The organism is Albimonas donghaensis, from assembly GCF_900106695.1.
Taxonomy (GTDB): domain Bacteria; phylum Pseudomonadota; class Alphaproteobacteria; order Rhodobacterales; family Rhodobacteraceae; genus Albimonas; species Albimonas donghaensis.
Genome location: NZ_FNMZ01000007.1, coordinates 40,461 through 53,424, shown reverse-complemented (window position 1 = coordinate 53,424; position 12,964 = coordinate 40,461). Strand labels below are relative to the sequence as shown.

The 12,964-nt window shown below is 72.1% G+C and carries 15 protein-coding genes; 10 read left to right on the top strand and 5 right to left on the bottom strand.

Features of this window, described 5'->3' with window-relative positions; translation table 11 throughout:
• Positions 1-27: 27 nt before the first annotated feature.
• Positions 28-351 carry a hypothetical protein gene (locus BLV24_RS16495; RefSeq protein ID WP_092683804.1) on the bottom strand — a complete coding sequence of 108 codons (324 nt, stop codon included), beginning with the start codon at positions 349-351 and terminating at the stop codon, positions 28-30.
• A 4-nt stretch (positions 352-355) separates the two neighbouring features.
• Positions 356-1,246: an SPFH domain-containing protein gene (locus BLV24_RS16490; protein ID WP_176954787.1), complete on the bottom strand. Its 891-nt coding sequence runs from the start codon at positions 1,244-1,246 to the stop codon at positions 356-358.
• A 155-nt stretch (positions 1,247-1,401) separates the two neighbouring features.
• Between BLV24_RS16490 and trhA the strand changes: the two genes are divergently transcribed.
• From trhA to BLV24_RS16475, 3 genes are all read left to right on the top strand, one after another.
• Positions 1,402-2,106: a PAQR family membrane homeostasis protein TrhA gene (gene trhA, locus BLV24_RS16485; protein ID WP_092684023.1), complete on the top strand. Its 705-nt coding sequence runs from the start codon at positions 1,402-1,404 to the stop codon at positions 2,104-2,106.
• Between the two features lie 93 nt (positions 2,107-2,199).
• Positions 2,200-2,712, top strand: coding sequence for a CreA family protein (locus BLV24_RS16480; protein WP_092683800.1), 513 nt, complete (start codon positions 2,200-2,202; stop codon positions 2,710-2,712).
• Between the two features lie 182 nt (positions 2,713-2,894).
• A complete protein-coding gene (locus BLV24_RS16475) occupies positions 2,895-3,623 on the top strand; it encodes a VPLPA-CTERM sorting domain-containing protein (protein ID WP_176954786.1) in 729 nt (242 codons plus the stop codon).
• Positions 3,624-3,710: 87 nt separating this feature from the next.
• Here BLV24_RS16475 and BLV24_RS16470 read toward each other — a convergent pair whose 3' ends face one another.
• Positions 3,711-4,520: a metallophosphoesterase gene (locus BLV24_RS16470; protein ID WP_176954785.1), complete on the bottom strand. Its 810-nt coding sequence runs from the start codon at positions 4,518-4,520 to the stop codon at positions 3,711-3,713.
• 106 nt (positions 4,521-4,626) lie between these two features.
• On the opposite strand from BLV24_RS16470, the gene recG reads away from it, so the two are divergent.
• Positions 4,627-6,720 (top strand): ATP-dependent DNA helicase RecG, encoded by a 2,094-nt coding sequence (gene recG / locus BLV24_RS16465; protein WP_092683794.1) that lies wholly within the window; start codon positions 4,627-4,629, stop codon positions 6,718-6,720.
• 415 nt (positions 6,721-7,135) lie between these two features.
• Positions 7,136-7,267, top strand: coding sequence for a hypothetical protein (locus BLV24_RS22900; RefSeq protein WP_281242934.1), 132 nt, complete (start codon positions 7,136-7,138; stop codon positions 7,265-7,267).
• 240 nt (positions 7,268-7,507) lie between these two features.
• On the opposite strand, the gene BLV24_RS16460 is transcribed toward BLV24_RS22900, so the two are convergent.
• A complete protein-coding gene (locus tag BLV24_RS16460; protein ID WP_092683792.1) occupies positions 7,508-7,948 on the bottom strand; it encodes an iron-sulfur cluster assembly scaffold protein in 441 nt (146 codons plus the stop codon).
• A 125-nt stretch (positions 7,949-8,073) separates the two neighbouring features.
• On the opposite strand from BLV24_RS16460, the gene hisI reads away from it, so the two are divergent.
• Complete coding sequence (gene hisI, locus BLV24_RS16455; RefSeq protein ID WP_092683790.1) at positions 8,074-8,472, top strand: phosphoribosyl-AMP cyclohydrolase; 399 nt, start codon at positions 8,074-8,076, stop codon at positions 8,470-8,472.
• Complete coding sequence (locus BLV24_RS16450; protein WP_092683788.1) at positions 8,469-9,620, top strand: AbrB family protein; 1,152 nt, start codon at positions 8,469-8,471, stop codon at positions 9,618-9,620. Before hisI ends, BLV24_RS16450 begins: the two co-directional genes overlap by 4 nt.
• Here BLV24_RS16450 and gluQRS read toward each other — a convergent pair.
• Complete coding sequence (gene gluQRS, locus BLV24_RS16445) at positions 9,580-10,485, bottom strand: tRNA glutamyl-Q(34) synthetase GluQRS (RefSeq protein ID WP_092683786.1); 906 nt, start codon at positions 10,483-10,485, stop codon at positions 9,580-9,582. The two genes, BLV24_RS16450 and gluQRS, sit on opposite strands and share 41 nt — an antisense overlap.
• 360 nt (positions 10,486-10,845) lie before the next feature.
• On the opposite strand from gluQRS, the gene BLV24_RS16440 reads away from it, so the two are divergent.
• The 3 genes from BLV24_RS16440 (at position 10,846) to BLV24_RS16430 (ending at position 12,936) form a co-directional block, all read left to right on the top strand.
• Positions 10,846-11,475 (top strand): DNA-3-methyladenine glycosylase family protein, encoded by a 630-nt coding sequence (locus BLV24_RS16440; protein ID WP_092684021.1) that lies wholly within the window; start codon positions 10,846-10,848, stop codon positions 11,473-11,475.
• Positions 11,472-12,128 (top strand): alpha/beta hydrolase, encoded by a 657-nt coding sequence (locus tag BLV24_RS16435; protein WP_245710622.1) that lies wholly within the window; start codon positions 11,472-11,474, stop codon positions 12,126-12,128. Before BLV24_RS16440 ends, BLV24_RS16435 begins: the two co-directional genes overlap by 4 nt.
• A gap of 223 nt (positions 12,129-12,351) precedes the next feature.
• Positions 12,352-12,936 (top strand): HNH endonuclease, encoded by a 585-nt coding sequence (locus tag BLV24_RS16430; RefSeq protein ID WP_092683784.1) that lies wholly within the window; start codon positions 12,352-12,354, stop codon positions 12,934-12,936.
• Positions 12,937-12,964: the final 28 nt, after the last annotated feature.

The following is a 12,964-nucleotide window of genomic DNA, read 5'->3' as shown; positions in this document are numbered from 1 at the left end:
CCCCGCCCGGCGCCGCCAGGCGGGGTTTCAGAGCCGGTTCTTGAAGTCGTTGACGTCGTCGTCGGGGCCGGACGTGCCGCGGGACCGGCCGCGCCAGAACTTCCAGATCAGCCCCGCCGCGACCGCCGAGGCCAGTGCCCAGCCCAGCAGCAGGGGGAGCAGCGGCGCGGCATCGGGCGCGAGCCCCAGCCAGCCCGCCGCCGGCAGGCCCAGCGCCATCAGGAACGCCCCGAGCCCGAAGCTGAGCATGACGTAGCCGGGGACCGCGATTTCGGCGAGCAGCAGCACCAGGCCGAGGCCCACCCAGATCCACGGGTCGCGAAGCCAGTCCAGCAGTCCCGTCGCCAGCATCGGTTCAGTCCTTCGCGAGGATGGTGGCGGCGCGGGTCAGCCCGTCGGTGGCGTCGCCGGGAAGCACGATGATCTTGGAATTGGGCGAGGCGGCGAGCTTGGCGAAGGCCTCGATCTGGCGCTCGGCGATCTGGAACTTGGCGGCCTCGGCGCCGCCATCGGCCATGCCCTCGCGGATCACCCGGTTGGAATCGGCGGTGGCGCGGGCCGTGACCAGCAGGGCCTCGGCCTCCTTCTGCCGCTCATAGAGGGCGGCGTCGGCGCGGAGTTCGACGGCGCGCTTCTCGCCCTCGGCGCGCATGATGGCGGCGCGGCGCTGACGCTCGGCCTCCAGCACCTCGCCCATGGCGCGCTCGGTCTCCTGCTTCAGCTCGACGTCGGTGATTTCGGCGCGGGAGATGTTGATGCCGTAATCGTCGGCCGCTTCCTCCAGCGCCTCGCGGATGGCGATGTTGAGGCTCTCGCGCTCCTGCTGCACGGCGTCCAGTTCGACCTTGCCGAGTTCGGCGCGGACCAGCGACTTGATCAGGCCGATCACCAGCTCATTGACGTTGGAGACGCGGAACACCGCGAATTCCGCCTTCACGATGCGGAACACGCAGAGCAGTTCGATGGTGAACACCACGTTGTCCCGGCTGACCACGTCCAGCCGCACGTCCGAGACCACCTGGTCGGCGATGGAGACCTTGGAATGCACCTGGTCCAGATAGGGGACCACGAGGTTCACGCCGGCGGCGAGCGTGCGGTGATACTTGCCCAGCCGGGTGACCACGTATTGCTCGGACTGGGGCACGATGCGGACGCCGAGGATGACGGTGATCGCGATGAAGACGATCACGATGCCCAGCACCACGTCGCCGCGGGAGAAGAGCGAGAGGGCGTCGAATGGTTCCACGGGGACGGCTCCGGACAGTCTGGACGGGGCTCCTGTATGCGCCGGGGCGGCGCGGCGGGCAAGCGACGGGACGCGACGGGACGCCCTGAGGGGGGGGCGAGGCGCATCGACGCTTCGCGCTTGGATTCGGCGGGCGTCGGAGCCATTCTGATTGCATGAGCGACGCGCCTGCATCGCGGGGCCTGCGGGCCACCGCCGTTTCCCACGACTACACGCGCGGCGAGCGGATCGCCGACGCGGCGGTGCATTTCACCGGCATCGCGCTGGCGCTGATGGCGGCGCCGGTGCTGATCCTTCTGGCGGCGGTGTTCGACGGCGGCGCGCCGGTGGTGGCGGGGGTCGCGGTCTACACGGTGGGCATGTTCGCCATGCTGGGCTGCTCGGCCGCCTACAACCTGATCCCCACGGTGCGCTGGAAGGAGCTTCTGCGCCGGCTCGACCATGCCGCGATCTACGTGAAGATCGCCGCCACCCAGACCCCCTTCGCGATGCTGATCGGGGGGGCGGGCATGGGCTGGGTCATCGGCTCGGTCTGGGCGACGGCTCTGGGCGCGGTGCTGGGCAAGCTGTTCTGGCCGGCGCGGATGCGGCGGCTGTCGCTGCCGCTTTACCTCGGGCTCGGCTGGGCGGGACTGATGCTGATGTGGCCCGGCGAGGGCGCGCATGCGCTGAGCCCGGTCAGCACCGGCCTGATCGTGACCGGGGGCCTGATCTACACGGCCGGCGTCGGGTTCTTCCTGGCCAAGCGCCTGCGCTTCCACAACGCCATCTGGCACGGCTTCGTGCTGGTCGCGACCTTCGTGTTCTACAGCGCCATCATCTCCGAGATCGGTTTGCGCGCGGTCGCCGCGGCGGGCTGAGGCGCGGGCGGCGCGCGTCTGACGCCGGGGCGCCTTGAATTCCCGCCGATCCGCCCGACTTTCAGGGTCCACGCACAAAACGCCGGAGACCCCATGCGCCGCCTTTCCGCCGTCCTCGCCCTCGCCGCGTCGCTGAGCGTCGTCGCGGCCTCCGCCATGGCGCCCGCAAGGGCCGACGAGATCGGCGAGGTCGACACCGCCTTCAAGCTGCTCGGGGCCAACCACAAGATCGTGGTGGAGGCCTTCGACGATCCCAAGGTCGAAGGCGTGTCCTGCTTCGTCTCCCGCGCCGTGAAGGGCGGGATTTCAGGCAGCCTGGGCCTGGCGGAGGACACGTCCGACGCCTCCATCGCCTGCCGGCAGGTCGGCCCGATCGCCTGGAAGGGGGAGCTGGAGGCCGGCGAGGAAGTGTTTCGCCAACGCACCTCGATCATGTTCAAGACCCTGCAGGTGGTGCGCTTCTGGGATCCGAAGCGGTCGACGCTGGTCTACATGACCTATTCGGACAAGGTGATCGACGGCTCGCCCAAGAACGCCATTTCGGCCGTGGCCGTGGCTCCGTGGGGCGCAGCGCCCGCGCCCGGCGCGCCCGAATACGACGACTGAGCCGCGCCGGTGCCCGGCCTCCCGGTTCCATTTTCGCAGGTCCGGAGCCGCGGTTCTGAAATCGTTCGACCGGGCCTGTCTTCGCCTTGTTTCGGCCTTGATCGCTTGATTAGCGTTTGAATATGAACGGGTGGCGACCCGGCGCGCCGGAGGGGCGTTCCGGATCACCCAGGAACCACGTCATGACGAAAATGGCTAATCTGGTCGGCGCGTTCGCGGCGACCTTGGCGCTGTGCGCGAGCGTTTCCGCCGCGCAGGCGTTGTCCGTCGGCTTCAAGCTGACCCTTCTGCAGAACCCGGGGACGTCCTACAGCGCCGCCAACGGCGACAACCCGGTGTTCATCCTGGAGAACCAGAGCGAAGGCGGTCTGCGGATCACGCAGATCGACTTCTCGATCGGCAACACCGCCTATAATTTCGACCGGGTGGTCCTGACCGGCACGACCGGCGGCGGCGTGGTCCGGGGCGGTCCGGCGGGCGGCGCGATGAGCATCGCGGGCGGCTCGATCGACGGCATCGACGGCGGGATCCGGGCCGATCAGTTCAGCCTGTCCTTCACCGACTTCGACCCGACGGAAAAGGCGACCTGGACGGCGGAGATCGACCAGGACGCGCCGCCGGCCGCGAACGCCAACAACGCGACGAACTTCCGGACGGTGTTCTTCGACAATGGCGGCGCTTCCGTGCCGAACTCGGTGATGAAGGTCCACTTCTCCGACCTGCGCGCGCTGACCTACGAGATCACCGGCGTGTCGCAGGGGCAGATCGGCTATTCGTTCACCCAGGCCGCCGACGATTTCGGCGGCGGCGCCGACGTGCCCCTGCCGGCGGCGCTGCCGCTGCTGGGTGCGGGCCTGGCCGGGCTCGGACTGGCCGCGCGTCGCCGCCGGGGCCGAACCGCGGGCGCCTGAGCCGGGCGCGCGGACCAACGAGACGGACGAAGGGGAAAGGGCGCGCGGCCGGTCCGCGCGCCCTTTCCTTCGCGACCCGGCGCCCGCTCAGTCGTGCGGGGTGGCGGAGAAATCCGCGTTGGGGTCGGTCTCGAACGGGAACGGGCCGGAGAAGGCGTCGACCGGCACGGTCTTGACGGTCAGGCCCAGCTCTGCGCTCCAGTCATGCAGGCGGATCATCGGCGGCTCCAGCGCGAAGCCGGGGGGCGCGCCTTCGGGCCGGGTGGGCGGGATCTGCACGCCGACCGCCGGGCAGGCGGCGACCAGGGTTCCGGCGAAATGCCGCTCCGCCGCGCAATGGACATGGCCGGTGGCCACCCGCAGCGGGGGCGCGGCGGACACGGCCTCGGCGAACAGGTCCGCGCCGGCGAATTCGAAGATGTCCATGAAGGGCAGCCCCATCGCGCAGGGCGGGTGATGGGCGAAAAGCAGCGCCGGGCCGCCCCTGCCCAGTTGCTCCGCCAGCCAGGCGGCGCGGGGGGCGTCCATGATCCCCGCGGTGCGGCCTTCCTCGATGGTGTCGAGGCCGAGCAGACGCAGGCCCTCGGCGTTCTCCGCGAAGTTCAGGAAATCGCCTTCGGGCAGGCCCTTGAACACCGCCCGCATCCGGTCGCGGATGTCGTGATTGCCGGGCAGCAGGCGCAGGGGCGCGCGCAGGTCCGACAGGATCTCGGCCGCCAGCCCGTATTGCGCCTCGCCCCCGCCGTCCACGATGTCGCCGGTATGCACCACCAGGTCGGGGCCGATTTCGTTCAGGCGCTCCACCGCGCGGGCGAGGGCTGCGGCCATGTCCACCCGGTCCTTCCAGAGAACGCCGGGGGCGGTGATGTGGCTGTCGGTGATCTGTGCGATGCGCATCGGGGTCCTCGGGGGCCGCTCCTTTGGGGCCCCATGACTAACGCGGGCGGCGGGCGAGGGCGATCCCGGCTTTCGCTGCGCGCGCGCCCGTCGCATGTTGCGCGCCATGAGCACCAGCGGACGCCCCGAGATTCTGTTCCCCCTTTTCGCCGAGGTCACGTCGCTGGACGGCGTCGGCCCGAAGACCGCCGCGTCGATGGAAAAGCTGGGGCTGTCCAGGGTGCGCGACCTGCTTCTGCACCCGCCCTCGCGGCTGACCGACCGGCGGCTGCGCGCCGACCTCACCGGCGTGCCGGACGGGGAGATCGCCACGGTCCGCGTGACCATCGGGGAGCATCGCCCGTCCCGCCGCCGGGGCGGGCCCTACCGGGTGGTGGTGGAGGACGGGGGCGCGGGTTTCTACCTGGTGTTCTTCCGCGCCCGCTCCGACTGGCTGGAGCGGTTGCTGCCGGTGGGCGAGGTGCGCGTGGTCTCGGGCAAGGTCGAGACCTGGGAGGGCATTCGCCAGATGCCGCATCCGGAGCATGTGCTGTCGGAGGAGGAGGCCGCCGAGCTTCCCGATTTCGAACCCGTCTACCCGACCACCGAGGGTCTGAACCAGCGCGCCATCGCCCGCGCCGCCGCCGCCGCGCTGGACCGGGCGCCGGACCTGGCGGAATGGATCGATCCGGGTCTGATGGCCGCGCGCAACTGGCCGGGCTGGCGCGGGGCGCTGGACCTGCTGCATCGGCCGACGACGCAGGCCGCCGTCTCCCCCCGCGCCCCGGCGCGCGAGCGCATCGCCTATGACGAGCTGTTCGCCCACCAGGTGACGCTGGCCATCGCCCGCGAGCGTCAGCGCCGCGACCGGGGGCGCCCGACCGTGGGCGACGGGCGGCTGTGGGGGAAGGTGCTGGCCGGCTTGCCCTATGCGCCCACCGGCGCGCAGACCCGCGCGCTGGGGGAGATCGCGGCGGACATGGGCTCGGACCAGCGGATGAACCGGCTTTTGCAGGGGGACGTGGGATCGGGCAAGACGTTGGTGGCGCTGGGCGCGCTGCTGGCCGCGGCCGAGGCCGGCGGGCAGGGGGCGCTGATGGCCCCGACGGAGATCCTCGCCCGCCAGCATCTCGAAAGCCTGACGCCCTTGCTGGACATGGCGGGGGTGGAGGCGGTCCTGCTGACCGGCCGGGACCGGGGCGCGGCGCGCGCCGAGAAGCTTGAGGCGTTGGCGAGCGGGCGGGCGCAGGTGGCGCTGGGCACGCATGCGCTGATCTCGACGGATGTGGCGTTTCGCGACCTGCGGCTGGCGGTGATCGACGAGCAGCACCGCTTCGGCGTGCGCCAGCGGCTGGACCTCTCGGCCAAGGGGCTGCGGCCGGACGTGCTGGTGATGACCGCGACGCCCATACCCCGCAGCCTGTCGCTCGCCGCCTATGGCGACATGGACGTGAGCGTGATCGACGAGAAGCCGCCGGGCCGCAAGCCGGTGTCGACGGCGCTGGTGTCCTCGGGGCGCTACGAGGAAGTGGTGGCGCGGCTGGCCAGGGCGCTGGAAGAGGGGGCGCAGGCCTATTGGGTCTGCCCGCTGGTGGAGGAGAGCGAGACGCTCGACCTCACCGCCGCCGAGGAACGGGCGCGGGAGCTGCGCGCCGCGCTGGGCGAGGGCGTGGCGCTGGTCCACGGCCGCATGGGCGCGGCCGAGAAGGACGCCGCCATGGCGGATTTCGCCGAGGGCCGCGCCCGGTTGCTGGTGGCGACGACGGTGATCGAGGTGGGGGTGAACGTCCCCAACGCGACGATCATGGTGGTGGAGCACGCCGACCGCTTCGGGCTGGCGCAGCTGCACCAGTTGCGCGGCCGGGTCGGGCGGGGCGAGGGCGCCTCGACCTGCCTGCTGATGTACGATCCGCCCCTGGGCGAGACCGCGCAGGCGCGCCTGTCGATCCTGCGCGAGACCGAGGACGGGTTCCGCATCGCCGAGGAGGATCTGCGCCTGCGCGGGGCCGGCGACGTGCTGGGCACGCGGCAATCGGGGTTGCCGGATTTCCGCGTGGCGGACCTGGAGCTGCATGGCGACCTGATGAAGGTGGCGCAGGACGACGCGCGGATGCTGCTGGTGAAGGCCCCGAAGCTGGACGATGCGCGGGGCGAGGCCGCGCGGGTGCTGCTGTGGCTGATGGAGGCGGACGAGGCGCTGCGGCTGCTCAAGGTCGGCTGACCCGTCGGGTCGCGCGCCGCGCGCGCCCCGCCCGACCGGGGCTCCCCACCCGCCCGCCCTCGCCCCGCTCGGACGGGGCGCGCGCGGCGGTTCCCGCTCGGACGGGGCGCACGCGGCGGTTCCCGCTCGGACGGGGCGCGCGCGGCGGTTGCCGTTCGGGCGGGGGCGCGATCCTTCTGCATTTCATGGACGGGTTTCGGCATGGCTGAGTCCCGGAGCGGGGCGGCTCCGCGGCGTCAAGCGCTAATGTTCTGATTTGATCTCTTAATGTTCCGTTATCGTTCTTGACCCGACTCGGGAATCGGGAGAACATAATGGCAACGAAACGCGGAACACCCAACGGAACGCTGCGGAATGCCTCGGGGAACGTCTCCGGAACATTTTGCCCCGGCCACCGAATTTCAGGAGCCTCGCCATGAAAGCCATCGCCCGCATCGCCGCCTCCGCCATGGACCAGGCCCCCGAGCAGGCGCTGGAGGATGCGCTGGGGCTCGCCGCCATCTGCCTGCTGATCGGGCTGGGTTTCGCGGCCACCGGTCTGGCGTGAGCGGGCTGGCCTGAGCGGGTTGGCCTGAGGCCGCCGCCCGGGCCGCCTGTCACGCATACTTATCGAGTTCGCCTGCGGTCGCGCGCGGATCGCCTTGTCCCTGCCGGTCCCCTCGTCCGGTTCCTCCCGCCGCCCTGCCTGTCGGCCGGAGGATGATCCGCCAAACCGCACGACTGCCGCCGCGCCCGGAAACGGGTTGCGGCGGTCTTTTTTTGGGGGGGGGAGGGGGGCGCCCCGGACTCAGGCCGCGTCGAAGGCCTGCAGCGTCGCGTCGAAGGCCAGCAGGATCGAGGCGTGGCGGTGCTTGTAGTCGCGCGCGGGCGTCAGGGCCTCGTAGCCATCGAACGGCGCGGCGGGGACCGGGCCGCCGGATTTGAGCATGGCGCGCAGCTCGTCCCGCCCGCGGGCGATGGTTGCGCGGTCCAGCCCCACGACCTGGGCGCCCAGCACCGCGGCCGAGGCCTGGCCCAGCGCGCAGGCCTTCACGTCCTGCGCGTAGTCGGTCACGCGCCCATCCGTCACCCGCAGGTCCACCGTCACCGTCGAGCCGCAGACCGGCGAGCGGACGCGGGCCGTCGCGCAGTCCCCGTCCAGCCGCCCGGCATGGGGAATGTCGGCGGCCAGCGCGAGGATGCGCTTGGAATAGAGCCCGATCAGGTCCTGTTCGGCGGCGTCGGTCATCTGCGGTCTCCATTGCCTTGGCGGGGCGGCCGGCGGCGCCTGCGCCCCCGCATCCCCTAGATAGCCCTGCGCGCCCGCGTGTAAAAGGCGGGGACCGTCATACCTTTTGCGGAGACGCCTCCCCCGTGACCGAAACATCCAGTCCCGAGACGCCCGGCCCGCGGCCGTTCGACCCCGCCTCGCTGCGCTTCGACGACCGCGGGCTGATCCCCGCCATCGCCCAGGACGCCGAGGACGGGACCGTCCTGATGATGGCCTGGATGAACGAGGCCAGCCTGCGCGAGACGCTGGAGACCGGGCAGGTGACCTACTGGTCCCGCTCGCGCGCGCAGCTCTGGCGCAAGGGCGAGACCTCGGGCCATCGTCAGCGGCTGGTGGAGCTGCGGGTGGATTGCGACCGCGACTGCCTGTTGCTGCAGGTCACCCAGAAGGGCCCCGCCTGCCATACCAACCGCCGCTCCTGCTACTACACCGCCGTGCGCGATGGGGCGGAGGTCGTGATCCTCGACCCCATCGCGGAGTGAGCGGGGCGGAGGAACGCGCGGACACCGCCGCGACCCCGGCCAGGGGCGGCGAGCCGGCGACCCTGCGGGCGCTCTGGGCCCGGCGGCTGACCCGGCGCAACCTGGCGCGGCTGGCGGCCGGGCTCTGCGTGGGGGCCGCGGGGGGCTTCGCGGCGGATCTCGCCGGCGTGCCGCTGGCGTGGATGCTGGGCGCGATCTTCCTGTGCATGATCGCCAGTTTCGCCGGCGCGCCGATCGACGTGCCGGTCTGGTTCCGCATGGCCTTCCTGGCGGTGATCGGGCTGTTTCTGGGGGAGAGCTTTTCCTTCGCCTCGGCCGAGGACCTGGCCCGCTGGCCGCTGACCCTGGTCGGCGCGGTGCTCTATGTGCCGGTGGGGGGCTATATCTGCTTTCGGATGTTCCGGTTCCTGTCGCGGATGGACGGGGGCACGTCGCTGCTGATCTCGTTGCCCGGAGGGCTGACCGCCATCGCGCTCTTCGCCGAGGAGATGGGGACGGATGAGCGCCGGGTGGCGCTTTATCACGCGCTGCGGGTGGCGCTTGTGGTGATGGCGGCGCCGCTGATCGCCTTCGGCTGGCTGGGGCTGCCGCCGCCGGAGGGCACGCCGGGACATGAGGGCGGGCTGATCGGAGCGTGGGATTTCGCGCTGCTGGCCGGGGTCTCGATCCCGCTGGTGCTGTTGCTGCGGCGGATGGGCTGGCCGGTGCCCTATCTGCTGGGGCCGCTGGTCGCCTCGGCGGCGCTGCGGTTTCCGGGCGTGATCGAGGGCGGCATGCCGGCCTGGACGGTGGAGCTGGCGCTGATGGTCGCCGGGGCGTCGATCGGGACGCGGTTCCATGGCGTGCCGCTGCGGTTCTTCGCGCAGACCGCGGGGTGGACCCTGCTGGGGACGGTGGTGCTGATGGCGCTGAGCTTCGGCTTCGCGCTGGCGGCGCATGCGGCTCTGGGCGTGGACCTGTTCGCGGCGCTGCTGGCCTATGCGCCGGGCGGGGTGGCGGAGATGAGCCTGATCGCCATCGCCATCGACGCCGATCCGGCCTTCGTCGCCACCCACCACCTGGCGCGGATCTTCGCGGTGCTGCTGACCCTGCCGCTGGCGGCCGGGTTCATCCGGCGGCTGCTGGCGGAAGGCCGAGACGGGCCCTGATCTCGGCCGGAGCGACGCCGGCGGCGCGCAGCTCGCGCAGGCCCGCGTCCCGGTCCCGCTTGGCGAGCCGGCGGCCGGAGGCGTCGCGGATCAGCCGGTGATGGCGATAGACGGGGGCGGGAAGTCCGAGCAGCGCCTGGATCAGCCGTTGCAGGGGCGCGGCGGCGAACAGGTCCTGCCCGCGGGTGACATGGGTCACGCCCTGCGCCGCGTCGTCCACCACCACCGAGAGGTGATAGCTGGTCCCGATATCCTTGCGCGCCAGCACCACGTCGCCGCAGCGGGTCGTCAGCCAGTCGGGGTCGAGGGCGAGGGGCCCGGTCTCGCCCCCCGGTCCCACGCCCAGTTCCATCACCGTCAGGGCGCGCACGGCCTCGGCGCCGCCCAGCGTCTCGATGGCGGCGGCCATGTCGAGGCGCAGGGCGTGGGGCGTGTCGGGGCCGGGGGGCGTCAGACGGCAGGTTCCGGGATAGGGCGTTCCGTCCGGGCCTTCGGGGCCGGGGGCGAGGCCGGGCGCGGTCTCCTGCGGGGCGTCGAGGGCCGCGGCGATGTCCTTGCGGGTGCAGGCGCAGGGATAGAGCAGGCCGCGCGCGTCGAGCGTGGCGAGGGCGGCGGCGTAGGCTGCGCCGCGCTCGGACTGGCGCAGGACCGGGCGCTCCCATGTCAGGCCCAGCCAGGCGAGGTCCTCGAGGATGGCGGCTTCGTATTCCGGGCGGGCGCGGGTGCGGTCGATGTCCTCGATGCGCAGCAGAAAGCGGCCGCCGGCGGCGCGCGCGGCGTCATGGGCGAGCAGCGCCGAGAAGGCGTGGCCCAGATGCAGGTGGCCGTTGGGCGAGGGGGCGAAGCGTTCGACATGCGGGCTCATGGGCGCGGAGCGAAGCGCGACGGCGGGGCGGGGTCAAGCGGCGCCGGGTCACGGGGGCGGGCGGGGCGGGGCGCCGGCGGAGGCGGTGAGGATGCGGCGCCGGAAGGGGCCGGAGGAGGCGGGCGCGGGCGACGGGTGCGGGGAGACGTGGCCGCACGCGACCCCGGCGCCTCGCCGCGCGGGCGCCCGCGGGCAAGTGGCGGTAGGGGTGTCGCGCGGCTCCCGCTCCCCGGAGCGGGGCGCGCCGCCTGCCCGCCCCGCTCCGCCGGTCGGCTCCCGCCCGCCCACCCCGCCGCCCGCCGGACCGGGGCGCGCAGGCGGCGCTTGACCCGGGGGGGCGCCCGCGGTCAGGTGCCCGCCATGGTTGGACGCATCATCGAAACCGAAGCCTGCATCGCGGAAGGCAGCGCCTGGCTCGCCGCCCGCGAGCCGCGTTTCGCCCATGCGCTGGAGCTTTCCGGCCCGCCGCCCCTGCGCCGGCGCGAGGACGGGTTTCGGGCGCTGCTGAACGCCATCGTTTCGCAGCAGATCTCGGTCGCCGCCGCCGCGGGCATCTGGAAACGGGTCGAGGCCGCCGGCGCCACGGACCCCGCCGTCCTGCGCGCCATGGATGACGAGGCCCTGCGCGCCTGCGGCCTGTCGCGTCCCAAGATGCGCTACGCCCGCGCGCTGGCCGAGGCCGCGCTCGACTATCCCGCCCTGCGGACCCTGCCGGACGAGGAGGCCATCGACGCGCTCGTCGCCGTCCCCGGCATCGGGCGCTGGACGGCGGAGGTCTACCTGTTGTTCTCGCTCGGCCGGGCCGATGTCTTCGCGCCCGCCGATCTCGCCCTGCAGGAATCCGCCCGCCTGCTGTTCGAGCTTCCCGCCCGCCCCACGCCCAGGCCCTTCGCCGAGATGGCGCGGGCCTGGTCCCCCTGGCGCGGGGTGGCGGCGCGGTTGCTCTGGGCCTATTACCGGGTGGCCAAGGACAGGGAGGGCGTGACGTGACGCAGGCGCTGACGGGACCGGTGAAGCCGGCCAAATCGGGAAATCGCAAGGCGGTGGTGGTGCTGCTGCACGGCTATGGGGCCGATGGCAACGACCTGATCGGGCTGTCCGATCCGCTGGAGGATCACCTGCCCGACGTGGAATTCCGCGCGCCCAACGCGCCCGAGCGCAGCGCCATGAACCCGATGGGCTACCAGTGGTTCCCGATCCCGCACATGGACGGATCGACCGAGACCCAGCGCGACGCGGGCATGGCGGCCTCCATCGACCTGATCAACGCCTATATCGACGGGATCGAGGCGGAGGGCGTGCCGGCCTCGAAGATCGCGCTGGTGGGCTTTTCGCAGGGCACGATGATGTCGCTGCACGTTGCGCCCCGGCGCGAGAAGCAGCTCGCCTGCGTGGTCGGCTATTCCGGCCGCCTGCTGGCGCCCGAGCGCCTGCCGGCCGAGATCCGGACCCGTCCCCCGGTGCTGCTGGCCCACGGGACGGCGGACCCGGTGGTGCCCTTCTCCTCCATGGAGGAGGCGCGCCAGGGGCTGGAGGCGGCGGGGATCGAGGCCGCCACGCTGGGCTGCCCCGGCGTGCCGCACTCGATCTCTCCCGACGGTCTGGTGGCGGCGCTGCGGCTGCTCAAGACCTGGCTGGACTGAGCGCCCGCCCGCCCGGCCGACCCCGCGGCCGGGCGCGCATCCTCCCCCATCTCGTCGTCAAATCGTCACCCCGCGCTGCTAGACAGCGCGGGAGGCGAAGTCGCGCCCCTTCATCTTGAATGTTGCGCGCTGGTATTCGCCAGATATAGTCGACGCATCCAACTGGGACGGGTTCGTCCCGTCTCGCTGCGGATGCAGGCCGGGACGGGGGAGCTGTCGCTTGTTGAACGATCCCTACACCACCCAGTTCGTGCGAAGTCCGGCACGGCTGAAAGATCATCCGGCGTTGGTGCTCAACGCCGATTTCCGGCCGCTCAGCTACTTTCCGCTGTCGCTGTGGCCGTGGCAGGAGGCGGTGAAGGCCGCGTTCCTCGACCGCGTCGCCATCGTGGCGGAATATGAGGAGGTCGCGCGCTCTCCCAGCCTGGAGATCAGGCTGCCCTCGGTGGTGGTGCTGCGCGAATACGTGAAGCCGGCGCGGCTGGCCGCCTTCACCCGCTTCAACCTGTTCCTGCGCGACGAGTTCCGCTGTCAGTATTGCGGGGCCAAGGGGGATCTGACCTTCGACCACGTGGTGCCCCGGGCCGCGGGCGGGCGCACGACATGGGAGAACGTCGTGGCGGCCTGCGGGCCGTGCAACCTGCGCAAGGGCTCGCGGTCGCTGCGCCAGGCGGGGATGCGGCTGGCCAAGGCGCCGGGGCGGCCCACGGCCGGGGCGTTGCAGAATGTGGGGCGGAAATTCCCGCCCAATCACCTGCATGACAGCTGGATGGACTATCTCTACTGGGACGCCGAGCTGGAACCCTGAGAGGCCCCTGGCGGAGGGCGTGGGAGGC